Source organism: Roseibium porphyridii, from assembly GCF_026191725.2.
GTDB lineage: Bacteria > Pseudomonadota > Alphaproteobacteria > Rhizobiales > Stappiaceae > Roseibium > Roseibium porphyridii.
Window position 1 is genome coordinate 2,921,350 of the sequence record NZ_CP120863.1, and the last position, 24,028, is coordinate 2,945,377.

Here is a 24,028-nt window from a genome sequence, read left to right on the forward strand (position 1 = left end):
ACGATATGCTCGATCAAGCGTTGACAGTTTTGCTTGAATTTCTGCCGATCTACGCGGCTTGTTATGCCATCAATGTGTTTTTGTATTTCGCCACTGGCTGGGTACTGGTTCAAATCCAGAACCGTCACCCGGAGCGCCGGATTCAACAGAACCGGCGCGGTGAGAAACGCATGTGGAAGGAAATTCGCGCCAGCGTCTCTTCTCTGACCGTGACTGCTGGGTGCCTTGCCGGCGGAATTTTCCTGTCAATGAAAGGCTGGACGCTGGTCGCTCCGCTGGAGCTGACCTGGTGGTCCGCTATCTTGATGTTCGTCGTCTCCATTATCGCCTTTGACACCTGGTTCTATTGGGGCCACAGGCTGATGCATACCAAGTGGCTCTACCGTTTCCACGCCGAACATCACCGTTCGGTCGCCCCGACAGTCTGGAGCACCTATTCCGATGACCTGGTCGATGCCTTCGTCATGCAGAGTTACTATTTGTGGGCTGTCATCTTTCTGCCGATCCCGATACCTGTTCTGATCGTTCACAGGCTTTGGGATCACTTCAACGGTACGATCGGCCACTCGGGTTTCGAGTTTTGGGCATCACCCATGTCCCGCATGCCATCGCCGATGGTTTGCGTCACCTTCCACGATCAGCATCATTCTCGCTTCAAATACAATTTCGCCAATTTCTTTTCTTTCTGGGACCGGGTCTGCGGAACCATCGACCCCAAATATGATGATCAGGTCAAGATTTTTGAAAGGCTTGGGCAGGAAGGCGAGCAAAAACCGGTGACCCCGGGCGAATAGCCGATTGTTTGACGACCCAGAGTTCAGCGGCATTGACGCGTACGGGCTCATTCAGGTCCGGGCATTTATGTGCTAAACGCAAGAAAACCGTTCTCTGCCAGTTAAGGCAAGGCAGGAAAGACACGTTCGCTGGGGCAAAAGAATTGAAACATCTTCTTCTGGTTATGCTCGGCGGCGGACTTGGGGCGGGAGGACGCCACCTCGTGTCGCTCCTGACGCTGCGTCTCTTCGGACCGGGTTTTCCTGTCGGCACCCTGACCGTAAATGTTGTCGGATCGCTGGCAATGGGGCTCCTCATTGGATGGTTGGTCAAGCACGATACCGCCAATATCCAAACGCTTCGGTATTTCTTCGCAACAGGCGTTCTTGGCGGCTTTACAACGTTTTCTGCCTTTTCCCTTGATACCTCAGTCCTTTGGGAACGGGGAGACACCCTCCTGGCACTTGTCTACATCCTCGGCTCTGTTGTCCTTTCCATTGGTGCAGTCTTCGCCGGTCTGATGTTCATGCGCCAATTTGGATCCTAAGGTTTTTCTTCCTTTTGGTGCCGATTCCGCCTATACGCACCGGAACGAATTTTCGTCCGCTTGCTGAAGGACGAGACCGCGCGGGCTCTGAAAGCACGCCGCTGACCTTGAGAACAAAATGTCCGCAATTGAACAAAAACAAGTGACCGCAGATGAAGCGGGCATGCGCCTCGACCGTTGGTTCAAATTCCATTATCCGGGACTGGGCTTTGGCCGCCTGCAAAAGCTGCTGCGCACCGGTCAGGTGCGTCTCGACGGCAAGCGTGCGGAAGCCAGTACGCGAATAGCCAAAGGCCAAACCGTTCGCATTCCACCACTTGGTGTCGAATTGCCTGCCAACGACAAGAAGAACGCAAAGCCGAAGTCGACGAAGCTGATCGCAGATGATCGCAAGGCCATCGAGGACATGCTTCTTTTTGAGGACAATCAGGTCATGGTCCTCAACAAACCGGCTGGCCTGGCCGTTCAAGGTGGCTCCGGTCTGAAACGGCACCTGGATGGCATGCTGGACGCCTTCACGGACCGCAAAGGCAACAAGCCACGGCTTGTGCACCGTTTGGATCGGGAAACGTCCGGAATTATTCTTGTGGCTCGCACCCGGCAAGCGGCGCAGGAGCTTACCAAGGCCTTCCGGCATCGGAACACCCGCAAGATCTATTGGACCATGCTGGCCGGTGTACCAAAGCCGCGTCAGGGCCGCATCTCAACCTTTCTGGCGCGTAGCGAAGGTGAGGAGCGCATGCAGGTCGTTCGGCAGGGAGAAGACGACGCCCAACATGCGGTGTCGCTCTATTCCGTGTTTGAGCAATCGGCGCAGAAACTGTCCTGGGTCACCATGAAGCCTGTGACAGGTCGAACCCATCAGCTGCGGGCACATGCTGCTCACATCGGTCATCCGATCATTGGTGACGACAAGTATTTCAACATCGAGAACTGGGAACTGCCCGGCGGTATCCAGAACCGGCTTCACCTGTTGGCCCGCAGGATCGTCATTCCGCATCCTTCCGGGCACGGTACGATTGACGTATCTGCGCCATTGCCGGCCCATATGCAACAAACCTGGAACCTTTTGGGTTTTGATGCAACGGACTATGATCCGGAAGCAGACGATCCGGACGAAAGCACTATCAAGCGCTGACAGAAGCTAGGTGGGCCAAGAGTCTCACCCTGCCGGGTGAATTTCCAACTCAAAGTCCTCGTCTGGCTGCGGAGGCTGGAAGTAGTTGGTGACCTTGTCGAAGACGTCTTCACTTACCGAAAACTCGTGCGTTCCCGATGCGTTGCGCGCCTTCAGGCGTGTCTTGCAGACTTGATCAGGAACGTCGAAATAGTACAACTTGTGATGACAGCCTGCCGCTTCGAACAGATGTCTCATCCACAGTCTCTGTTCCCGGGTATTGGCCGGAAAATCGAGCACGACAGAAAGGCCTGACTTGAGAAGCTCGACGATATGGGGCGCGATTGTCTGCTTCAAACGTCCGGAACACCGTGCATAGTCGGCAATGTTGACCAGCTCGCCTTCGTAAAGACCCGACAACCAGAGATCCTCGCTGATCAGAACTGTACTCGGATTGGCCGACAAGGTCTTTGCAAAGGTTGATTTTCCGGAAGCTATCTTTCCGCAGAGCATATGCAGCGTTGTTTCAACAGGCATGGGCTGTCCCAGCGTTCCTCAAAGCGTATTGACTTCCTGACTGCCGTTTTCGGATCAGAGCCCCTGAAACAATGCGCTCAAAATAACGGATGCCACCGTGACTGCCACAACACCGGCAACCAGTTTCCAGGCATCGGAACGCTTTTTGAGACCGGGCCAGCCAAGCGGCTTTATCACCTGGATTGCAGCAATCAGGATCAAAAACAGCGCAAGTATTTTTGTCACGGGAGGCTCCTGGCCAGACGGGAGTGGCTATCCCCTAGGGCATAGCCAATCGGAAAGACACTCGCAAGAGATCTCAAGCGCCGCTTTGCCTCTGAAGTTTCGCCATATAGGTCGGCAGCTTGTTCATGGATGGAACAACGATCAGAGTTTTGACCTTACCGCTCTTATAGGCTCGCAGAAACTTGTTGTAATCCTTGAAGGCGACACAGCCATGAGACCCGATGCTGTTCCTCAGAAGGCGAGTATGGGTCAGCATACCGTCCCGGCCTTTCATGGCCGCCTTGTCGAGCGGCAGCATGCGGATTGCCTCAACACCGTGAAAACGTCGTTCCCGCATGCGCAACTTGTAGACATTCGGGGGTGTCGGCCCAAGGTTCTTTACATAGGCGTATTTGGGATTGTCCATGCGATGGCCAATTCCGGAATGAGCTTCGAGCTTGGTGCCATCGGGCATATGAACCGTTGCGGCGCTGATATCGTAAACGGCGATGCCGCTTCCACGACCAGGCAAACCACCCCTTGAGCCGTTGAATAGTTTACCTATCCCGCTGAAAACGCCTGCTTCTTCATTCTCGGGATTGCCAGGTGCCGCATATGCAAGGGCGGGTGCACCATTGCGCGGTTTCACGCTTTCGTTTGCTGGCGTGCGAGAAGCCGGCTTCGCGCGTCGCGGCGGATCAGGCTTTACTGTTGGAGCAGGAGGCAGGATTGCTCCAGGCTTGAAATGAGAAGGTGCGGCAAGCGAGGCGACGACGCTGACGGGTGTCTCGGCGCTTGCAGTTACCGAAGCCCTTGCCAGAGTGCCAACGCTTTGGTCCGCTGCGACTAAAACAGTCGGTTCAGGCAAAGCTTCTGCCAGTTGAGACGCCTTTTGAGCGACCAGAAGACTGCGTGCCAGCTTCATGTGCGCGAGCTTTGCAGCCAATGCTTTCTTGGCGGCTTTTTTTGCGGACGCTTCACGTGCGGCAGCGACATCGAAAGCGGCCATTGCTGTCGATACAGGGCTCGTTCTGGCCTTCGCCGTCAGAGCAACTCCGACAGTTGTCCGATCTGAAGTCGTTGAGGCTGGGCGCTGAGCGCCATTTGTCAAAGCGCCATAACTTGAATGTTGCGTGGAGGTCGGGACGCCAACGAAGTCAAGGAATCTGGAAAATTGAGTGGGTGCCGCGGTCGAGTTCAAAATTGCGACAACTGCAGCAAAACCGGCAAACAGCAGCGTTGCTCCGCCAAGTACGGTCAATGATACCCGCTGATTTGCGAAAGGTGTCAGGCGCCCACCGCCGCTGATGCGTTGTTTGTTCCGAGGCATTCAGACAAAACCACTCTCGTTCGCGCAGCTCTATCAAACTGCGTCCCAAAATCCGTGTTCTTTGGTGACAAATCTGCCCCAAATAATCATGCCCACCCGCGCTGACGATTATTGCCGTTCATGGTAACCAGGGCGTTTAGAAACGTGGTTAACTGAAGGTTAAGCGCGACTGGGTGTGCGATAACCAAGATAAAGAGGCAATTTTCAGGCGCCTGGCTAAATTATGCGATATCCAAAGCAAGAAGTTAAAAGGAAGGGTGCTAGGGCAGCTTTTGCCGATCAGTATTTTTGCCAGGCTGGATTGAGCACCGGTGCTGCTCTTGACCCAAAAGCCAAAACGCTGCACATGCGGGGGAGGCTATCTATCTTCGATTTCCGGTTCGCTACGGAACCGGCAACCCTTCGTTCAGGGACCTTATGTATCTGATCCTTTTTGATGTCGACGGCACCCTGGTGGACAGTCAAAACACCATCTTTCATGGACTACAGGTAGGCTTCGCTGCAGTTGACCTTCCCATGCCCGATCGAAAGACGGCCTTGTCAATTGTCGGGCGATCGCTTGAAGAGGCGTTTCTGGATCTGGTCGGCAAGACACATGCGGACAAGGTTCCCGACATGGCAGCCGCATACAGAGAGTCGAAAGTTTCAAGGCGCCGCCAGGGGCTGGATCTTGATCCGCTATATCCCGGAGCCCGCAAGGCGATTGATCAGCTTCATGCGCGTGAAGATATTTTGCTCGGTATTGCCACAGGCAAGGCGATGCGGGGCGTTCGGCATATGTTTGACAGTCATGACCTTCACGGACGGTTTGTGACGATCCAGACTGCGGACACATCTCCGTCAAAACCGCATCCGGACATGGTGCTTCGAGCTATTTCTGAAACAGGAGTTGAGCCTGAAAACACCGTCATGCTTGGAGATACCGGATTTGACATGACCATGGCCAAGTCTGCCGGCGCGCATGCCATTGGCGTCACCTGGGGTTATCACGATCATTCCCGCCTCGTCAAAGAGGGTGCAGATCAAATAATCCAGAGCTTCGAAGACCTCGAATCCGCCGTGTCAAACGTTATGAAAATTCACAAGGAAACAATGTGATGCGCGACTTTCTTGAGACCTTGCAGGAAGAGGCGATCAAAGACCCTGAGCAGCGTGCACGTGAACTCTCCAAGCGCGAGTTGCCCAAGCGGTTTTACCAAGACGCAAAACACATAGCGGGTGATAACGGATTTGAAATTCACCTCGATGGCCGCCCGGTCAAAACACCGGGGCGAGAAACACTCGTATTGCCGTCAAATGCCCTTGGCGCGGCTGTTGCCGCTGAATGGAACGCCCAGGAAAAGGAAATCAATCCCGCGAACATGCCGCTGACGCGAATTGCCAATTCGGCGCAAGACGCAGTGAGTGTCCGGTTTGGGGAAGTTGCTGATGATATCACCCGCTTTGCAGGCAATGATGCGCTCTGTTATCGGGCAGACGATCCCGAAAGCCTTGTAGAAACTCAGAGGGCTGTCTGGGATCCGGTCGTGGATTGGGCAGGAGGTCTTCTGGGTGGCAGGTTTGTCCTGATTGAAGGTATTATTCACGCCCCACAAGCTGATGATCTGCTTGCGGCATATCGCAATCACATTGCCGCCGTAACACCCTTACAGCTTGCCGCCCTTCACACCATCACCAGTGTAACAGGATCCGCATTGCTGGCACTTGCACTGAAAGAGGGGCAACTCGATGCAGAAAGCGCCTGGACCGCAGCGCATGTGGAAGAAGACTTCAACATTGAGCGCTGGGGAGAGGACGCGGAAGCTGCGCAAATCCGGGCATACAAACGAGCAGAGTTTGACGCCGCCGTTTTGGTCCTTACCGAAGGCTGAATTCTCAGCCCAGATAAAATGTCGTTGCCATAAGAAAGAAGATCAACACCCCCAGAACATCATTCGATGAGGTGATGAAGACACCGATTGCCATGGCGGGATCGATGCCGATCTTGTCCAGCACAATCGGAACTGTCGCGCCGACCATTGCAGCAAGTGTGGTTACGCACAAAAGCGAAAGCGATGTGGCGAGCGCTAGCCGCACCGGTTCTTCAAGTGGAACAATCATTGATGCGCCCAGGACAAGACAGCCGAGCAACGTTCCGGCAATGGCGCCGTTGAAAAGCGCTGCGACAAGTTCTTTCATGAGGCGAAAGAAGATGTCGCCGGACCAGAGTGCTCCGGTGGCGATGCCTTGAACGGCAACTGCCGATGCCTGAAGACCGGCATTTCCGGCCATGGACATGGTCACGGGGATAAAAGCTGCAAGAATGGCCGCTTCCGCGAGTTGATCTTCATACGAGCCGACAACGGTTGCCGCAACGCTCGCGCCAACTAATCCGGCAAGAAGCCAGGGCAGGCGGCCCTTGACGATCCTCAAAACGGTATCATCCGAGCGGGCTTCGCCAGAAACACCACTCATGAGCAGCATGTCCTCGTTGGCTTCATCCGCTGCAATCCGGGTCAGCTGTTTCGGCGTGATACGGCCAATCAGTTGCCCATCCCCGGACACCACTGGAACGGTGCGCATGTCGCGTTTGCGCGCAAGTCGGAGGACTTCCTCCTGGTCCGTGTCGGCCGAAACGGCGATCACGTCCTTGTTCATGATTTTCTTAAGCTGCGTGTCGTTGGGTGCCAGTAAAAGCTTGCCAACCTCCACAGTTCCGGTCAGACGGCCTTTGGCGTCTGTGACATAAACCGTGAACACTTTTCGTATTCTGCTTGCTTCTGCTTGCATCTGGGCGACGGCATCGCCTGCGGTGCACTCCTCGGGCAGAGCAACAAATTTCCTCGCCATCACACGCCCGGCCGTGTCGTCGGCATAAGATCCGCGCGTCCCGATATCTTCGATGTCGGGCAATCGTGCGATCAGCTGTTCAGCAGCGTCATCGGGAAATTCGTTGAGAATTTCCACCGCGTCTTCCGGATCAAGCCCGGCAAGAATGTCGCGAAACTGTTCAAGCGTGCTTTCCTCCATCAATATGGAGCGAAACTCAGGACGCAGCTCTGCAACGACCTTGATTGAGGGATTGGCCGGCAGCCATTGAAAGAGTTTTCGGGCGTGTTTCAACCGGAGGCGAACCAGCAGCTGCATTACGTCGAGTGGGTCCCATTTCTTCAGGAGATCCACCAGTTGATTTCGCTCGCCGGCTCTGATCATGTCACGCACCGCTCTCAGAGCGCCGTCGTTTTCCTCAAGCGGCTCTTGAGCCGGTTCCCTTGTCCAGGAAACAGGTTTGAGATCCGATGTGGCGCTGGCATTGCTCATGGACGTGAACTCCGGAGTTGTCCGGTTCGCATCTACTGCGGATTTGTGACGTCAGCCTGACAGGCTGTAGTGAGGCTAGACCTCAAACTCATCGATATCGCCGAATGCTTCCCGTAACTTGTCCGACCAGCTTTGTGAAAGCTTCCGGAAATATGGGTCATTCTGTTCGATCCGAACCTGACGCTCGGTTGAGAAGGTATCGGTATTGTAGAGAAGCATGTCGATCGGCATGCCGACAGACAGGTTGGACCGCAAGGTCGAATCGAAAGACAGAAGGACCAGCTTTGCCGCTTCACCCAGGCGCATGTCCGAACGGGTCACCCGGTCAAGAATGGGCTTTCCATACTTATGCTCGCCGATCTGCAAAAACGGCGTGTCCTCGGAGACTTCGATAAAGTTTCCGGCAGCATAGACCTGGAACATGCGCGGCTCTTCACCCCTGATCTGTCCACCGAGGATGAAGGTGACAAAAAAGCTTTCAGCACTGGTCGCCAGCGCTTCGCCATCGATTTCCTTGACTTCACGCACGGCACTGCCGACCAGGCGTGCAACCTGAAACATCGTCTTGGCCGTCATGAGCGTGGCACGGTCGTCTTCAACAGACGTGATGTGTTCGCTCAACAGTGAAACGACGGCCTGGGTAATGGCCAGATTGCCAGCCGACAACAACGTGATGACGCGTTCGTTGGGTTCTTCCCAAGTGTGCAGTTTCTTGAACGTGGCAATGTTGTCGACACCGGCATTGGTCCGCGTGTCCGCTGCGAACAGCAACCCCCGGTCCAATTTCAACCCGACACAATAGGTCATTTCAAAGCCCCGCCCATGCTTCAATGCCGGGCGTCGAAGGCTCGGCTCAAGTCTTTGCCTTATGACAGCTATTGCTGCTGTTGCAAAGCAGCCTGTGCGACATCCACTTCTACTTGAAGGTTTTCCTCAAGACCGCCGAAACGAAGTCCTTTGATGGGGGCCGCAGAGCGAGAATCGAGCCCGGTCGTCAGGCGAACGTAGCGGTCGGTCGGACACATGGCATTGGATATGTCGAATCCGGTCCATCCCAATCCATTGATCAGAACCTCCGCCCACGCATGGTGCGCCTCCGAAGCCTGTTCTTCTTCCAGTAGCAAATATCCCGACACGTATCTGGCTGGAATGCCGATCGAGCGGGCGGCAGCTATGAAGATATGCGCATGATCCTGGCAGACCCCTTCGCCAGCGGCCAAAGCAGCCGTGGCGGAGGCGTGGGTCTCGGTCACGCCGATCTTATAGTCCACCTTGTCTCGTATGGCATGCATCAGCGCGTGAAAGCCGGCGATCTTGTCGTGGCTTTCGGCAAGTGTCGCGAGCTTGCGGATCGCCTGATTTGTCTGGGTCAGCGGTGTCACGCGCGTATAGAGGCGGGTCGGAGCGCCGGCATCCGGTTCGTGACCGATGACGCCGTTGGTGTCGACTGTGTCGACGGTGCCCGACGCCGTAATCTCAACCGTTTCAACCAGCTCGCTTCTGGAGACCATATGCACACGGTTCTCGAAGGCGTCCTTGTAAGTGGTGGCACGCTCAATGCCGGGAGCATCGATGGACCATTCCACGATCGTCTGTGACGGTCCATCTTCCGGTGTCAGCCTGAGTTGCTGCATGGCATTGGCCAGCGGCGTGTCGTAGCGGTATCGAGTCGTGTGTCGGACAGTCAGTCTCATGGGGTCGGTCCGGGGCTCAGGTCAGGCAAAATTGTAGTCTTCGGAAAGCTGTTGGGCGAACTGATTGTTCTTGCCGATGAAGTCTGTGAGGAATTCATGGAGGCCTTCCTGATAGATTTCCCGCATTTGCTTTTGCCTCAGTTCTTTTGCGATGTCTGTGGCAAGCTGAAGGCTCGGCTCGCTTGAGCCATAGAATTGTTCAAGGTCTTCCGCAGTATCGCTGATCCAGTCATAGCAGTGCGCAAGAGACCGCGGCATCTCTTTCCTGAGCACAAGAAACTCTGCGATGTTGAACGCCTTCAGGTGGGCATTTGAATAGGCGAAACGATAACTTCTGCGACCGGAAAGTGCCCTGAGGATCGCTGACCATTGGAAACGGTCCGTGGAACCGTCTTCGATGATGTCGTTGTCGGGCAGAAGCACCCAATACTGTGTGTTCAAGATGCGGGCCGTATTGTCGGCGCGCTCCACAAAATTGCCCATCTGGCTGAAGCAATAACCGTCATCCCGCAGGACGGTGTTCAGAAACGCTCCGCGGCAAAGATGTTCGCGTTGGATGACCCAGGCCAGGAAATCTGGAAGTTTTTCCTGTGTGATCGATTGTGGATTGACTTCGGCAAACTCGATCCAGGTTGTGTTGATCGCCTCCCAAAGCTCAGTCGTGATGCTGGTGCGCACCGCGCGGGCATTGTTGCGCGCATGCTCCAGACTGTTTCTGACACTTGCCGGATTGTCTTTGGAAAAGATCAGGTAATTGGTGACATTGCGAAGAGCCAGTTCGTCGTATTTGGCTTGAAAACCGCTTTCACAACCGGCACAAGTCAGCGCAAAAGTCCAGTGTGTGCCGTGCTCCTGACCCATGTGAGACATGATGGCGCCGCGGTAGCCTACTTCCAGCAGGCGCGTGACGTTCAGGGCGCGCTCCTGATAGCGCGACATCCAAAACAGCGAAGAGGCGGTTCTTCCGAGCATCTAGTCCTCAAGTACCCAGGTGTCTTTGGTGCCGCCGCCCTGGCTGGAGTTCACGACGAGTGATCCCCTTTTCAGCGCAACTCGGGTCAGGCCGCCAGGCGTAATGCGAACCCGGTCTCCGATCAGGACAAACGGGCGAAGGTCTACATGGCGCGGGGCAACACCCGATGCCACGTGTGTCGGACAGGCCGACAGGGCCAAGGTAGGCTGTGCGATATAGTTGGTTGGATTGGATTCCAGAACCTTTCGGAATTCAGCAATTTCCCGCTTCGACGCAGTTGGACCTATCAGCATTCCGTAGCCACCAGATCCGTGGACTTCCTTCACCACAATCTCTTCAAGGTTGTCCAAGACATAGGCAAGATCGTCAGGGCGGGAACAGTTCCAGGTCGGCACGTTGTTCAGTATGGGTTTTTGACCTGTATAGAACTCGATGATGTCGGGGACATAGGCATAGATCGCCTTGTCATCTGCGATACCCGTTCCAGGCGCGTTGCAGATCGTGACGTTGCCGGCACGATAGGCGTCAAACAATCCCGGCACGCCGAGCATGCTGTCCGGATTGAAGGTGAGGGGGTCCAGAAACGCATCGTCAATGCGCCGGTAAATAACATCGACCTGTTTCGGTTGACGCGTCGTACGCATGAACACTTTGCCTGCGTCGACAAATAGATCCCGGCCTTCAACCAGTTCAACGCCCATTGAGTCGGCCAAAAAGGCGTGCTCGAAATAGGCAGAGTTATAAATGCCGGGCGTCAGGACGACCACGGTCTGGGTTGATTTGGACAGGTCCGGAGCAACGCTTTCCAAGGTGAGGCGAAGGCTTTCGGGATATTGCTCGACCGGGGCGACGCGATGCATCTGGAAGAGCTCTGGAAACAGGCGCATCATGGTTTCCCGGTTCTCCATCATGTAGGAGACACCGGAAGGGGTGCGGGTATTGTCTTCAAGAACATAGAACTCGTTCTCAGACACCCTTACGAGGTCGGTACCGATGATATGCGCATAAACTTTGCGTGCAGGTGTGAACCCGGCCATTTCCGGGAGAAAAGCCTCGTTCTGCAAAATCAGATCGGCAGGTATTCTGCCGGCCCTCAAGATTTCCTGGCGGTGATAAATATCATGCATGAACGCATTCAGCGCCCGCACACGCTGGTCAATGCCGGCTGACAAGCGGCGCCATTCCCCGGCCGATATCACTCGGGGGATCGGATCGAAGGGAATCAGGCGTTCGGTTGCCTCTTCGGCGCCATAGACCGCAAAGGTGATGCCGAGACGTCTGAAGATCGTTTCTGCATCTCGGCTCTTTTTGGAAAGGAAGTTGGCGGGCTTGTCTTCAAGCCATTTTGAGAGCCTGGCATACGGAGTGCGCGAGTTCCCGGTCTCGTCGAGCATTTCATTGAAGAAAGTGCGAGCGTCCGCCATTGCCTCCCCTTTGCGTGTGCTTCGTTGTTAAGCAATCATTGCAAATTTCTGAAGGCTGTCAAAGTACAAACTGGCGGCGCTCTTGCTCACTCTTTAGGCAATCTTACGCATTAGTCTCTAAAGGAAGTCGTTCCATCCACCTTTGTAAACCGTCCCTTGCCGTCAACATGCACGGTCATGGTGTCGTCTGCTGACCAGTAGGGATAGTTCGTGAATTTGAAGATACGCGGGTAGATGGTGAGCTTACCGTTTTTCGCGACCTCCTTGGTATTGGAGACTGTCAGCATGCCAGCTTCGCTGCGTCCTGCGGGCTGCAGCTGACTGAGGTTGATGCCGGGCTGTTCATTGCGGTTGAAGCTCTGATAGAGCTCTCCGCCATAGACTGCACAGTCAATATGCAGTCTGCTGCGACCGATCCGTGGCCCGGAAGACGTTGGTGTCCACTTGATGTTGCCGTCGATCCCCCATTCGTCCACGCCAAAGCCAAGATGAATTGTTGTGCCGTCTTTGACCGGGATGTTCTTCATTCGCATGTAAACGTTGCCGGATCGGTTCTCGACCGAATATTCCGGCGAAATATAGTTCCAACCTATTTCACCGTCGAGCACGTGCAGTTTCTGCCATTCATAAAAGATCCCGGCACCGATGGAGGCAGATATTGGTGTGGGCAGAAGATTGAATTGTCGTCCCTGCTGAACAACGCCGAGGTCGCCAACAATGTACTGGGCAAGGCGTTTTCCTGATTCATGCAACGCCCATTCACCGGTTTGCTTGCCCGCAGCTTTCATAACTTCCTTGAAAACACTTGCGCCGGATTTGACAACCGCATCCGCATCACCGCCAAAGGACAGTTCCCAGTCGAGCCCGGAAGATGTAATGCCGTCCATCTCTCTTGCCGTTCTGCAGCCCGTGACAAGAAGAATCGCCATGGCGGTGCCGGCCTCCGCCATCAAGCCGGCGCGCTTGCCGGTCACCAGAACCTGTATGGGTAATTTCTTCGATCCCATATTCCAGAGATCGAACTGAAAAACACTTCCTCCAGCGAGTATCGAACCAGAGAAACCGCCGCCTAAAATGGCAATCCATGTTGTTTCGGGACTGTATAAAGTCATCGCAAATGCTCCCAGCCGGCTTGCAGTATTAAGCCATAAAAATGCATTTTTATTGCAGGGCAAAATCCCTTCAGTGCCCGGACTCAGGTCAAAGGGAGCCCGTTCACAATCACCGAATTTAGTATGAAATAACGTTAGGGGATGTGTCGCAAATCATATTTTTGCCGTTTTGTATGAGGCGTAGGCGTACTTCCCCATAATCCCATGTGCTGACTATGCTGCGACTGGGGGGCATGTTAGAGCCTCAGCTGACGTATCTTGGGAGGACCGGATGAAAGAAGTTCTGGCCGAATTGGAAACCCGCCGGGAAACTGCCCGGCTTGGTGGCGGGCAGCGTCGCATCGACGCGCAGCACTCAAAAGGCAAGCTGACGGCGCGTGAGCGGATCGAGATCCTGTTGGACGAAGGCTCGTTTGAAGAGTTTGACATGTTCAAGCAGCATCGGTGCACCGATTTCGGCATGGAAGAACAGCACATACCCGGCGATGGCGTTGTGACCGGTTGGGGCACAGTCAACGGCCGAACAGTTTATGTGTTTTCAAAGGATTTCACGGTTTTTGGTGGCTCCTTGTCGGAAGCACACGCTGAAAAAATCACCAAGCTGCAGGATATGGCGCTTCAAAATCGCGCGCCTGTCATTGGTCTTTTCGATGCTGGTGGTGCCCGTATTCAGGAAGGTGTCGCTGCGCTGGGCGGATACGGTGAGGTGTTCAAACGCAATGTGCTGGCCTCGGGTGTTATTCCGCAGATTTCGTTGATCATGGGTCCTTGCGCCGGTGGTGACGTTTATTGTCCGGCCATGACCGACTTTATCTTCATGGTCAGAGACACGTCCTATATGTTCGTTACCGGGCCCGATGTTGTGAAGACGGTTACCAACGAGACAGTGACCGCAGAAGAACTTGGTGGCGCGTCGATCCACACGACAAAGTCTTCCATCGCGGACGGGGCGTTCGACAATGATGTCGAGGCCCTGGATGAAATGCGGCGTCTCATCGACTTTCTGCCGATGAACAATCAGGCCGATTTGCCTGAACTGACGAATTACGACGACCCGGATCGTATCGACAACAGCCTGGATACGCTAATTCCGGACAATCCGAACAAGCCTTACGACATGAAGGAACTCGTTCTTAAAACAGTTGATGAGGGCGACTTCTACGAGCTGCAAGGCAGTTTTGCAGGGAACATCATCACCGGGCTCGGCCGGATCGAGGGGCGGACAGTCGGCATCATAGCCAACCAGCCGATGGTGCTCGCTGGGGTTCTGGATTCCGATGCCAGCCGCAAGGCCGCAAGATTTGTGCGTTTTTGCGACTGTTTCGGTATTCCGATCGTAACCTTTGTCGATGTGCCCGGCTTCTTGCCAGGGACGTCGCAGGAATATGGTGGCCTCATCAAGCACGGTGCGAAATTGCTGTTTGCCTACACGGAAGCAACTGTGCCGAAAGTGACCGTGATTACGCGCAAGGCCTACGGTGGTGCATATGACGTCATGAGTTCCAAGCATATCGGTGGCGACATCAATTATGCCTGGCCATCAGCCGAAATTGCCGTCATGGGAGCAAAAGGTGCGGTTGAGATCCTGTATCGATCCGAACTTGGCGATGCTGACAAGATTGCCCAGCGCACCAAGGACTATGAAGACAGGTTTGCAAACCCGTTTGTTGCTGCGGAACGCGGTTATATTGACGACGTCATCCGACCTCATTCAACACGGCGCAGGGTTGCCAAAGCGCTTGCCTTGCTGCGGTCGAAGAATGTCGAAATGCCGTGGAAGAAGCACGACAACATTCCGCTTTGAGCAGAACCGAAATGCTTGGTTTCCAAATGAAAAAGGGCCGATTTTTCGGCCCTTTTTGGTGTCTGGTACTGAAGATCAGTTCCAGCGGTTAAAGCCGCGTCCGAACAGAGGTTCTTTACACTGATAAGCCACCGGGCATTTGCGGTTGTCGCGTGTCGGACCGTACTGCACGAACAGTTCCTGGTTCCAATCGCAATAGCTTCTGTTGGAAACAAACATGGAATAGGTGTGCTGGCCTGTCGTGAAGACGACGGCACCGTGCCGGACTACCATGTTCTGTGCTTGTGCGCAGGTCATTTGACGAAGGTCCGGGCGTGCCTCGGCGGCAGTAGCCATGCAAAAACCGGCAAGAGCGAGCGTAGCGCTAAAGAGTTTGCCTTTGTGCATCGATATCTCCTTGCGATGCCGGTGAACTTTGTTGAGTTTGAAATCCGGCGACTAGCAATAGTTCAAAGTGAGACTCTTGACCTTACCCTAAGGTAAGAACTTAGCGAAGTCTGTACCAATCTGTGGTGCGGAGATGTGACGTCGGACACTTAAAGACAGCTTAGCTCCCAAATTTTGTGAGCTTGCCTTTTTGGAGAGTCGAAAGCTTAGGGAGCTGCCCGTACTTGACCGGGGGAGGCAGTCCCAAGTCACAGGCTCAATTGGTGGTTCGCCTGTGTGCCTGAATCGCATGTGTTAGAAAACTAACGTTAAGGGACTGATATCCGGAAATTGCTCAGGAATGTATTTTCCCGAAGTCTGTCGGACAGACAGGGCCCGGGAGGATCTGTTTGACACCTTTGAGCGAAAATCCTGCATACCGATTGTCTTCGAATTTGACAGCCAATGTGGTTGCCGCGCGCAAGCGGTGCCAGACATAGCTGAAACTGTCAGAGCAGGTCGCGCAGTCGCTGCCGATATAACCTTGTTTGTTCACAGGCAGATCAAGAATTTCCTGGTCAATAATCAGTTTGATGTGGCTGCTTGGCGCCGGAGTTTGTCCATCAATCTCGATGTGGAGAACAGTTCCGTTGACCTTGCGGTCCGGATGGCACCAGATGACGAAATTCGCACCAACATTGTTTGTGGTCCAGTAACGGGTGAAACCGTCGACGTCGCCTCGGCTCCACTTGGCGAACGTTTCTGCGTTCGCGGTGTGAGACAACAAACTGACTGCAACAAGTGCAAAAGCAAAAAGCTTTGCCATGAGTTCTCCTCCAAGCATCAGTATTTACTGCAGTAGTTTTCTTAAGATTGAGATAAAGACCGTTCGCAAATTGCTGCCGGAACTGGCAGAAATGCATCACATTTCGGTCAAGTGCATCCCGTTTGTAGCTCAGCTGCCAGAGGGAGTGCGTAGCAAGGTGTCCGCAATACTCCTCTCGCCCTTTGGATAAGTTGCGCAGGGCAGTGGGCCAGCCTACAACTCTGGAAACGATCCAGCTGGGTGGAATTCAATGTTCTCGAAAATTCTTGTCGCCAACCGGGGCGAGATCGCTTGCCGGGTTATCAAGACGGCACGTCGCATGGGCATCAAGACGGTCGCTGTCTATTCAGACGCGGACCGGGACGCGTTGCATGTAGAGATGGCTGACGAGGCAGTTCATATCGGACCGGCAGCAGCTGCTGAATCCTATCTGGTGGCCGACAGGATCATCTCCGCCTGCAAGGAAACCGGTGCCGAGGCGGTTCACCCTGGCTATGGGTTTTTGTCCGAACGTGCGAGCTTTCCAGCAGCACTGGCCAAAGAAGGGATCGTCTGGATCGGGCCGAACTCGCGTGCAATCGAGGCGATGGGCGACAAGATCGAGTCCAAAAAGTTCGCAAACGATGCCAAGGTCAGCACGGTTCCCGGGTATCTGGGTGTCATTGAATCTGCAGATCAGGCCGTAGAGATAGCAGGTGACATCGGCTACCCGGTGATGATCAAGGCCTCCGCCGGCGGTGGCGGCAAAGGAATGCGTATCGCTTGGAATGCGGAAGAGGCCAGGGACGGTTACACCCGTTCCAAGTCCGAAGCTGCATCGTCATTCGGCGACGATCGCGTCTTTATCGAAAAGTTCATCGAAAACCCGCGTCACATTGAAATTCAGGTGCTTGGTGACAAGCACGGAAACGCGATTTACCTGGGAGAGCGCGAATGCTCGATCCAGCGCCGTAATCAGAAAGTCATTGAAGAAGCTCCGTCGCCGCTGCTGGATGAGGAAACGCGCCGCAAGATGGGCGAGCAAGCCGTCGCACTTGCGAATGCCGTCGATTACGACAGTGCAGGAACGGTCGAGTTCGTTGCCGGTCAGGACAAGAGTTTTTACTTTCTGGAGATGAACACCCGTCTTCAGGTGGAGCACCCGGTCACAGAACTGATCACGGGCGTTGACCTTGTCGAGCAGATGATCCGCGTTGCAGCGGGTGAAAAACTGTCGCTCGCTCAGGATGATGTGAAGTTGAACGGCTGGTCGGTCGAAAGCCGGATCTATGCGGAAGATCCATATAGGAACTTTCTGCCGTCGATCGGACGTCTGGTCCGTTATCAGCCACCAGAAGAGGCCTCTTCAGACGGTTCGACGATCCGGAACGACACCGGCGTTGTCGAAGGGTCGGAGATCTCCATGTTCTACGATCCCATGATTGCCAAGCTGATCACCCACGCTCCGACTCGTGAGCAGGCAATCGATGCTATGAGCACAGCGCTTGATGCGTTTTATGTTGATGGGATCCAGCACAACGTTCCATTCCTGACCGCGTTGATGAACCATCCGCGTTGGCGTTCCGGGGAATTGGCAACAAGTTTTATTGCCGACGAATACCCGGACGGTTTCTCACCTGCCGTTCCAGATGAAGCAGCATATTCTGTGCTGGCGGCAGTTGCCCTTTCCATGGGAGCCTTGGAACGCGAACGTCTGGACCATCTGCCAGGCCGCTTGCGTCCTCATTCGGGCGCTATTCGGGAGGACTGGGTTGTTCGGCTCGACAAGACTTATGTGCCGATACGTCTTGCTGCAGGTTATCCCGGGACACCAGTCGAACTCGATGTTGCCGTCGGCGATGGTCCTGTGATGAATGTTGAATCGGATTGGGTACCTGGTGACCCGCTCTGGTCAGGCAAAGTCGGCGATCAGCCGGTGACAGTGCAGATCCGCAAGGTAACTGGTGGCCATCGACTCGACTGGCAAGGGTATTCGGTCGTTGCGAAAGTTATGACCCCAAGGGTTGCTGAACTTGACGAACTGATGCCTGAAAAGCTGCCGCCGGACACATCCAAGATGTTGTTGTGTCCAATGCCGGGGCTCGTCGTATCGATTGCCGTTGACGAAGGGCAGGAGGTGAAGGCTGGTGAACAGCTTGCCGTTGTCGAAGCCATGAAAATGGAGAATGTCCTGAGAGCAGAGCGGGACTGCACGGTTTCTGCCATCAAGGCAGCACCAGGTGACAGCCTTGCAGTAGACGCGGTGATCATGGAGTTCTCGTGATTTGAGGTTTGATTGACACTGTGAGCGGACAAACGCTAGTGCTGCGGCCCATGATGTCTTCGTCATGGGCCGTATTGATTCTCTAACAGGAAAACCGGATGTCCGTTACAACCGTTTTGTTTGATCTGGATGGCACGCTTACTGACCCTTTTGAGGGCATTACCCGTTCAATCCAGCAAGCTCTTGATAAGATGTCATCGAAGGTTCCGGATGCAAAAGATCTTCATTGGTGTATCGGACCCTCGCTCTGGGACAGTTTCCGCGTTCTTCTGGACACCGATGACAAGGCCGAGTTGGACCGGGCCGTTGCCTTTTATAGAGAGCGTTTCACCGACGTTGGTCTCTACGAGAATACCTTGATCGAGGGGATACCTCAGACTTTGAGTGACTTGCGGTCTTTGGGATTTGAATTGCATGTCTGCACGTCCAAACCTCACGCTTATGCCGGCAAGATCGTCGAACATTTCGAACTGATGCCGTATTTCGGCAAGGTGTACGGTTCAGAACTTGACGGCAAACGTTCGGCAAAAGCCGACCTTATCTCTTACATTCTCGACGAAGAGGGCATTACGTCAACGCAAGTCGTCATGATTGGTGACCGCGAACACGATCTGATTGGTGCAAAGGCGAATGGTGTCGAAAGCATCGGAGTACTTTGGGGCTACGGCAGCCATGATGAGCTCCACAAGGAAGACCCGGTACTGATTGCTCGTCAGCCTTCTGAGATTGTCCAGTATCTTGAGAGCAAATTCTCCCGAGCGTGAAGCTCTCATTGCCGCTAGACCAGAACGGAAGGTTCACGGCTTTTCAGTAACACTGAAATTTTGACCACGAAAACGTTGCCAAGAACAAGCGCAACCGTTAGACAGTGGTGCAGAGAACAGTTCTCGGGGCGGGGTGCAATTCCCCACCGGCGGTATCAGGGAAACCTGGAGCCCGCGAGCGCCTTGCAACGTTTGTTTCAAGGGTCAGCAGATCCGGTGAGAAGCCGGAGCCGACGGTTACAGTCCGGATGAGAGAGAACTTGGACGCGGGTCTAACAGCAAGGCCTGCGGACGCGTGTCTTTTGAGACTGTTCTGGAATGGACGAACCGGACAGGATCAAACGAAATGACTTCACCTTCTCGCGGAGCCTTCTCAGGCCCCTTGTTTGCCGCGCTTGCGATGGTCGGCGCGGGGGCATGCTTTGCCTTGGTCAATGGGGCTCTGCAGGCCTCGACAATGCAATTGGGCGTCCCGTCAACTTCGGCGGCCTTCTGGCAATATGCCCTTGGATTGCTCATCGCCTTGCCATGGGTTCTCCGGCGGGGCCTGTCTTCCCTGAAAACGCGTCAACTCGGTTGGCATCTGATGCGGGCCGCACTGGCTGTCGTCGGCATCCAGTTGTGGGTGGCGGGCCTTGCAAGAGTGGAAATCTGGCAAGCGATTGCTCTTGTTATGACGTCTCCGTTTTTCGTTATCATCGGCGCGAAGCTGTTTTTCTCCGAGAAAGTGGGCGTTGTCCGCTGGCTTGCGACCGTTGCCGGTTTTTCAGGCGGTATGATTATCCTCCAGCCGTGGACTGAGGCGTTTCATTGGGGGGCTGTCCTGCCTGTTGCTGCCGCAGCCTTCTGGGCTGGTACATCTCTCGTGACCAAAAAGCTGACAGCGACCGAAAGAGCAGATTCCATTACGGTTTATCTGCTGCTGTTGCTGACACCGGTCAATGCTCTGCTTGCTCTTGGTGATGGCGGAATTGTGCCTTCAGGCAATGCCCTTTGGTTGCTGATCGGCGCTGGTGTCCTGACAGTCGTTGCCAACTACCTGCTGACGCTCGCCTATAAAAATGCCGACGCAACGTTTGTGCAGCCCTTTGACCATTTGAAACTGCCACTCAACATTGCCGTTGGGTTCCTGGCTTTTGGGTTTGCGCCTTCCGGGGCTTTCTGGCCGGGTGCACTGGTCATTGTGGGGGCATCGCTACTTGTCATGCTGGATGAACAAAAGCGAAGCACGGCCATATCCCGAACGGCTTGAGGCTAGGCACGTTTATAGGTGCCTAATGAGTGTCTTTGAGAATGAAGCGGTTTTTTAACCTGCCGCGGCTGGGCGATGACCCAGTCCTTGTGTTGGCCATCTCGCACTGCGTGCTTGTTCCGATTGGAGCAGCTCTTCAAAGGCGGTTTCCTCGATCGGGCGGGAAAAATAGTATCCTTGAAGCAGTGAACAGCCTTGTTCTCTGAGAATTTCCGCGTGCTGACTGGTTTCAACACCCTCTGCGACCACTTCTATGGATAGGGTGTGAGCGATATCGAGAATGCTCGCGACAAGGCTTCGTGCCTGCTCGGACTCAACAACGGGTGCCGTCAGGTTTCTGTCGATTTTCAGTCGGCGTGGTTTCATTTCCAAAAGGCTCAGGATCGATGCGCGGCCAGACCCGAAATCATCAATCTCAACTTCAACGCCAAGTCCCTCCAGGGCATCAAGATTGTATTTCGAAACATCGTCAAGCTCTTCGAACGTCACCGCCTCGCTTATCTCGAAGATGATCGTATTCGGTTGAACACCGGCGGCTTGAACGGTGCTTAGGAAACTTGGCGACTTGAGGCGCTCCGCAGAGATATTGACCGAAATGCGCGGCGGGTTTTGCAGCATCCGTTCCCAGGTCTTTCTCTTCTTTACTGCTTCTTCGAACATGGCCTGGTCGATATCGGCAAGCACACCAAGAGTTTGCGCCAGCTCCATGAACATGGCAGGTGGAAGCACACCGCGCGTTGGGTGTTTCCAGCGCACAAGGGCTTCTGCGCCAACGATTTTTTGCGTCGAAGAGTCTACCAGCGGTTGGTAGACGGGAAAGAACTCCTTCCGTGCGATGGCGCGCAGAAGATCGTTGGAGAGGACCGTGTTCCTTTCGAAGTCGGAACGGAAAGTGGGTTCAAACACTTCGATCCGGTTTCGTCCGCCGACTTTGGCTCTATGGAGCGCGATATCGGCGTTCATGAGCAGCGTTTCAGGATCAGTGTTATTGGTGAGCGAAGCGCTGTGGTGAACGGCCACACCAATGCTGACACCAATCGTGCATTCGGTACTTTGGTGAATGAAGGATCTATTGAGGATTGTTGCAAGCCTTTTGGCGATCGCCTGGGCGTCTGCTTCTTGTGCCACGTCTGCCGCGACTACAAATTCATCTCCACCGATGCGCGCGACAAGCCAGTCCTTCGAAGCGTTTTCAGCAAGCAGCTGCGCGATTTGTTTGAGGATGTAGTCACCGAAAGCAGGTCCCAACCTGTCATTGACCTGCTTGAAGCGATCCAGATCCACTTGAATGAGCGCAATCGGAAGGTTCGATCTTAATTGTGAATTCAAACGTTTCCGGAGCGTGTCGAAGAAGAAGAGACGGTTCGGCAGTCCGGTCAGCAAATCTGTCTGTGCAAGATGCCTCAACTCGGCTTCTGCAGTTACCCGTCGTCTGATTTCCTTTTTCAGGTCTCGTACGCGCCGGAAAGCGAAGACCAGCAAGATTACTGGAGATGCAAACAGCGCTGTTATTATCTCATCCAGTTCGTAGTCTTCATGTGCGCGTGAAAAATCATAGATCCGCTCGAATGCATCCAACTCCGCAAGAATGAGGGTCAATGCTGCAAGTCCAACAAGTGTTATTGCGACTTCCGGCAACAGTCTTTTGCGTTTTTTGGACGCGAAGGCAAGTGATTTGAACGGCATTTGGAAGGACTCGACTAGAGTTACTGCACTGCAAATCTTATTGGCAAATGTTACTAAATTATTAGTTGTGTTGTTTGAAATTACAAATTGATCAAGTTTTCTGTTTTATTTGTTTTTATTGGACGAGTTATGATGAATTATTTGTTTAGGTTGAACTAGATACAACCTTTGTTCAATTTAAAGTGGTGGGCACTTTCATTCAATTAAACCTGTTTCAATCGCTCGCTTCCCAATCGACGCCTTTGGATTGCGCCTGAAGACCGCGATCCTTCAGTGGAACCACCGCCATGATTGTGCTTCATTCAAGTGCGGATGAGATGAGGTTTGAATGACGAGTGATCCACTGACCGTTCATGTACTGGTCGAGGGAAGGGTGCAAGGTGTCGGCTATCGGGCATGGTGTGCAGCCGAGGCTGAGCGACGTCAGCTTTCCGGTTGGGTTCGAAACTTGAAAACAGGCTCTGTGGAAGCCGTTTTCTCAGGTCCTTCGGATATGGTCGTCGATATGATGGATGCGATTTGGAAAGGTCCGTCATTTGCGCGCGTTCGTTCCGTGAAGGATCTTGAGCCTGTCAGCCCCTGTAGTGGCGACTTTGAAATGCGTGACACTGCCTAACCACAGCTGAACCTATTGCGCATGTCACCCGGAACCGCTTTCGGCGTTCGTCCAGACCAGCCAAAAACGAGAAACGCTTCAGGCTGCGGTATTGTGTATCAATCTGAAAAATCATCGTTGAATTGTCACGGAATCATCGCAATGATCTGGTCACTCATATAGCACAATTTGAGTGAAGCACGCCTGTGCCAAATTGTGTAACTCGGGGAGATGACTTGTGAAAATTGCGATACTTGGCGGTGACGGTTTTGTCGGCTGGCCTACATCTTTGCATTTGTCGGACAAGGGCCATGAGGTTCACATTGTCGACAATCTCAGCCGGCGCTGGATCGATGCGGAGTTGGGCGTACAGTCATTGACGCCAATGGATTCCATTCAGGAACGAACGCGCATCTGGAAACAGGAAACCGGCAACACCATCAATTTTCATCTGATAGATATTGCCGAAGACTATGAGGTCTTCAAGGGCTGGCTTGCGGACAATCGGCCTGATGCAATCATCCATTTCGCCGAACAACGCGCCGCGCCCTATTCGATGAAATCTGATCAGCACAAGAATTACACGGTCAACAACAACGTCAACGCCACTCATCACCTGCTCAACGCCATGGTGGAGCTGGGACTGGACGCGCATCTCATTCATCTCGGCACGATGGGGGTTTACGGCTATTCCAACGTGGGAGCTGCCATCCCTGAAGGGTATCTTGCCGTTGATGTGGACACCCTTGCAGGACACAAGGCAAACCAGGAAATCCTCTATCCGGCAAATCCGGGCTCCATCTATCACATGACCAAGTGTCTGGATCAGCTGCTCTTCCAGTTCTATGCAAAGAACGATGGGATGAGGATCACCGATCTGCATCAGGGGATCGTCTGGGGCACTCACACGCAGCAGACATTGCGCCACAAACAGCTGATCAACCGGTTCGACTACGATGGTGACTACGGCACTGTCCTGAACAGGTTTCTGATCCAGGCCGCTATTGGTTATCCGCTCACGGTTCATGGGACGGGCGGACAGACAAGGGCCTTCATTCACATACAAGATTCAGTGCGTTGCATCGAACTGGCCCTCAAGAACCCGCCCATACGCGGCGACCGGGTGAAGGTTTTCAACCAGATGACCGAGACCCACCGTGTGCGTGATCTTGCTGAAATGATTTCGCGTCAAACAGGCGCCAAGGTTGCCTATCTGCCCAATCCACGCAAGGAAGCGGCAGAAAACGATCTTGTTGTCGAGAACAAGCAGTTTCTCGAGTTGGGCCTCGATCCGATTACCCTAGAAGAGGGGCTGCTTGGTGAAGTCGTTGATGTCGCCAAAGCCTACGCTTACCGGGTTGACCGGAGCCGAGTGCCTGCCGTCTCGGCCTGGACGAAGGAAATTGCCGATGAAATCGAGCATGATCCTGAGCATCCTCGGCTGAAGTCCGTTTCCTGAT

General features: G+C 54.1%; 23 protein-coding genes and 1 riboswitch. Of the genes, 11 read left to right on the forward strand and 12 right to left on the reverse strand.

The window, feature by feature from the left end; all coding sequences use genetic code 11:
- Positions 1–5: 5 nt before the first annotated feature.
- The 3 genes from K1718_RS13700 (at position 6) to K1718_RS13710 (ending at position 2,459) form a co-directional block, all read left to right on the forward strand.
- A complete protein-coding gene (locus tag K1718_RS13700) occupies positions 6–794 on the forward strand; it encodes a sterol desaturase family protein (RefSeq protein ID WP_152501395.1) in 789 nt (262 codons plus the stop codon).
- A gap of 143 nt (positions 795–937) precedes the next feature.
- Positions 938–1,321, forward strand: a complete 384-nt coding sequence (crcB, locus tag K1718_RS13705; protein ID WP_265682159.1) for a fluoride efflux transporter CrcB — start codon at positions 938–940, stop codon at positions 1,319–1,321.
- A 118-nt stretch (positions 1,322–1,439) separates the two neighbouring features.
- Entirely contained in the window at positions 1,440–2,459 is a 1,020-nt protein-coding gene (locus K1718_RS13710; RefSeq protein ID WP_265682157.1) for an RluA family pseudouridine synthase, read from the forward strand.
- A gap of 24 nt (positions 2,460–2,483) precedes the next feature.
- Here the strand turns inward: K1718_RS13710 and K1718_RS13715 are convergent, their stop codons facing one another.
- The 3 genes from K1718_RS13715 to K1718_RS13725 form a co-directional block, all read right to left on the reverse strand.
- Positions 2,484–2,975 carry a P-loop nucleotide/nucleoside kinase family protein gene (locus tag K1718_RS13715; protein WP_265682156.1) on the reverse strand — a complete coding sequence of 164 codons (492 nt, stop codon included), beginning with the start codon at positions 2,973–2,975 and terminating at the stop codon, positions 2,484–2,486.
- A gap of 54 nt (positions 2,976–3,029) precedes the next feature.
- Complete coding sequence (locus K1718_RS13720; protein ID WP_173005992.1) at positions 3,030–3,200, reverse strand: hypothetical protein; 171 nt, start codon at positions 3,198–3,200, stop codon at positions 3,030–3,032.
- 73 nt (positions 3,201–3,273) lie between these two features.
- Entirely contained in the window at positions 3,274–4,509 is a 1,236-nt protein-coding gene (locus tag K1718_RS13725) for a DUF2778 domain-containing protein (RefSeq protein ID WP_265682154.1), read from the reverse strand.
- A 417-nt stretch (positions 4,510–4,926) separates the two neighbouring features.
- Here K1718_RS13725 and K1718_RS13730 point away from each other — a divergent pair, with 417 nt between their 5' ends.
- Together K1718_RS13730 and K1718_RS13735 are read left to right on the forward strand one after the other, a co-directional pair.
- Positions 4,927–5,607, forward strand: a complete 681-nt coding sequence (locus K1718_RS13730) for an HAD-IA family hydrolase (RefSeq protein WP_265682152.1) — start codon at positions 4,927–4,929, stop codon at positions 5,605–5,607.
- Positions 5,607–6,380, forward strand: coding sequence for an ATP12 family chaperone protein (locus K1718_RS13735; protein ID WP_265682150.1), 774 nt, complete (start codon positions 5,607–5,609; stop codon positions 6,378–6,380). The genes K1718_RS13730 and K1718_RS13735 overlap by 1 nt, the downstream gene beginning before the upstream one ends.
- 4 nt (positions 6,381–6,384) lie before the next feature.
- Here the strand turns inward: K1718_RS13735 and mgtE are convergent, their stop codons facing one another.
- The 6 genes from mgtE to K1718_RS13765 form a co-directional block, all read right to left on the reverse strand.
- Complete coding sequence (gene mgtE, locus K1718_RS13740; RefSeq protein WP_265682149.1) at positions 6,385–7,809, reverse strand: magnesium transporter; 1,425 nt, start codon at positions 7,807–7,809, stop codon at positions 6,385–6,387.
- Between the two features lie 75 nt (positions 7,810–7,884).
- Positions 7,885–8,616, reverse strand: a complete 732-nt coding sequence (locus K1718_RS13745) for a proteasome-type protease (protein WP_152501403.1) — start codon at positions 8,614–8,616, stop codon at positions 7,885–7,887.
- Between the two features lie 68 nt (positions 8,617–8,684).
- Positions 8,685–9,503: a transglutaminase family protein gene (locus K1718_RS13750; RefSeq protein ID WP_152501404.1), complete on the reverse strand. Its 819-nt coding sequence runs from the start codon at positions 9,501–9,503 to the stop codon at positions 8,685–8,687.
- 21 nt (positions 9,504–9,524) lie between these two features.
- The gene (locus K1718_RS13755; RefSeq protein ID WP_152501405.1) at positions 9,525–10,475 is read right to left on the reverse strand and encodes an alpha-E domain-containing protein; all 951 of its coding nucleotides are present in this window, start codon (positions 10,473–10,475) and stop codon (positions 9,525–9,527) included.
- Positions 10,476–11,900, reverse strand: a complete 1,425-nt coding sequence (locus tag K1718_RS13760) for a circularly permuted type 2 ATP-grasp protein (protein WP_265682146.1) — start codon at positions 11,898–11,900, stop codon at positions 10,476–10,478. It abuts the gene before it with no gap.
- Positions 11,901–12,010: 110 nt separating this feature from the next.
- Positions 12,011–13,012, reverse strand: a complete 1,002-nt coding sequence (locus K1718_RS13765; RefSeq protein WP_265682144.1) for a hypothetical protein — start codon at positions 13,010–13,012, stop codon at positions 12,011–12,013.
- 271 nt (positions 13,013–13,283) lie between these two features.
- Here K1718_RS13765 and K1718_RS13770 point away from each other — a divergent pair, with 271 nt between their 5' ends.
- Complete coding sequence (locus K1718_RS13770) at positions 13,284–14,816, forward strand: acyl-CoA carboxylase subunit beta (protein WP_152501408.1); 1,533 nt, start codon at positions 13,284–13,286, stop codon at positions 14,814–14,816.
- A 75-nt stretch (positions 14,817–14,891) separates the two neighbouring features.
- Here the strand turns inward: K1718_RS13770 and K1718_RS13775 are convergent, their stop codons facing one another.
- Together K1718_RS13775 and K1718_RS13780 are read right to left on the reverse strand one after the other, a co-directional pair.
- Positions 14,892–15,203, reverse strand: a complete 312-nt coding sequence (locus K1718_RS13775; protein ID WP_152501409.1) for a hypothetical protein — start codon at positions 15,201–15,203, stop codon at positions 14,892–14,894.
- A 334-nt stretch (positions 15,204–15,537) separates the two neighbouring features.
- A complete protein-coding gene (locus K1718_RS13780; protein ID WP_152501410.1) occupies positions 15,538–16,008 on the reverse strand; it encodes a hypothetical protein in 471 nt (156 codons plus the stop codon).
- Positions 16,009–16,258: 250 nt separating this feature from the next.
- Here K1718_RS13780 and K1718_RS13785 point away from each other — a divergent pair, with 250 nt between their 5' ends.
- The 3 genes from K1718_RS13785 to K1718_RS13795 all read left to right on the forward strand — a co-directional run bounded on the left by K1718_RS13785 (position 16,259) and on the right by K1718_RS13795 (position 20,287).
- On the forward strand, positions 16,259–18,271 hold the full coding sequence (locus K1718_RS13785) for an acetyl-CoA carboxylase biotin carboxylase subunit (RefSeq protein ID WP_265682141.1): 2,013 nt from the start codon (positions 16,259–16,261) through the stop codon (positions 18,269–18,271).
- 98 nt (positions 18,272–18,369) lie between these two features.
- Positions 18,370–19,035, forward strand: coding sequence for an HAD hydrolase-like protein (locus tag K1718_RS13790; protein WP_265682140.1), 666 nt, complete (start codon positions 18,370–18,372; stop codon positions 19,033–19,035).
- Positions 19,036–19,150: 115 nt separating this feature from the next.
- Positions 19,151–19,299: riboswitch (FMN riboswitch) on the forward strand.
- Between the two features lie 82 nt (positions 19,300–19,381).
- Entirely contained in the window at positions 19,382–20,287 is a 906-nt protein-coding gene (locus K1718_RS13795; protein WP_265682138.1) for a DMT family transporter, read from the forward strand.
- A gap of 54 nt (positions 20,288–20,341) precedes the next feature.
- Here the strand turns inward: K1718_RS13795 and K1718_RS13800 are convergent, their stop codons facing one another.
- Positions 20,342–21,973, reverse strand: a complete 1,632-nt coding sequence (locus K1718_RS13800) for a putative bifunctional diguanylate cyclase/phosphodiesterase (RefSeq protein ID WP_265682136.1) — start codon at positions 21,971–21,973, stop codon at positions 20,342–20,344.
- 328 nt (positions 21,974–22,301) lie between these two features.
- On the opposite strand from K1718_RS13800, the gene K1718_RS13805 reads away from it, so the two are divergent.
- On the forward strand, positions 22,302–22,589 hold the full coding sequence (locus K1718_RS13805) for an acylphosphatase (RefSeq protein WP_152501415.1): 288 nt from the start codon (positions 22,302–22,304) through the stop codon (positions 22,587–22,589).
- A gap of 217 nt (positions 22,590–22,806) precedes the next feature.
- A complete protein-coding gene (locus tag K1718_RS13810) occupies positions 22,807–24,027 on the forward strand; it encodes an NAD-dependent epimerase/dehydratase family protein (protein ID WP_265682134.1) in 1,221 nt (406 codons plus the stop codon).
- The last annotated feature ends 1 nt before the right edge of the window (position 24,028 follow it).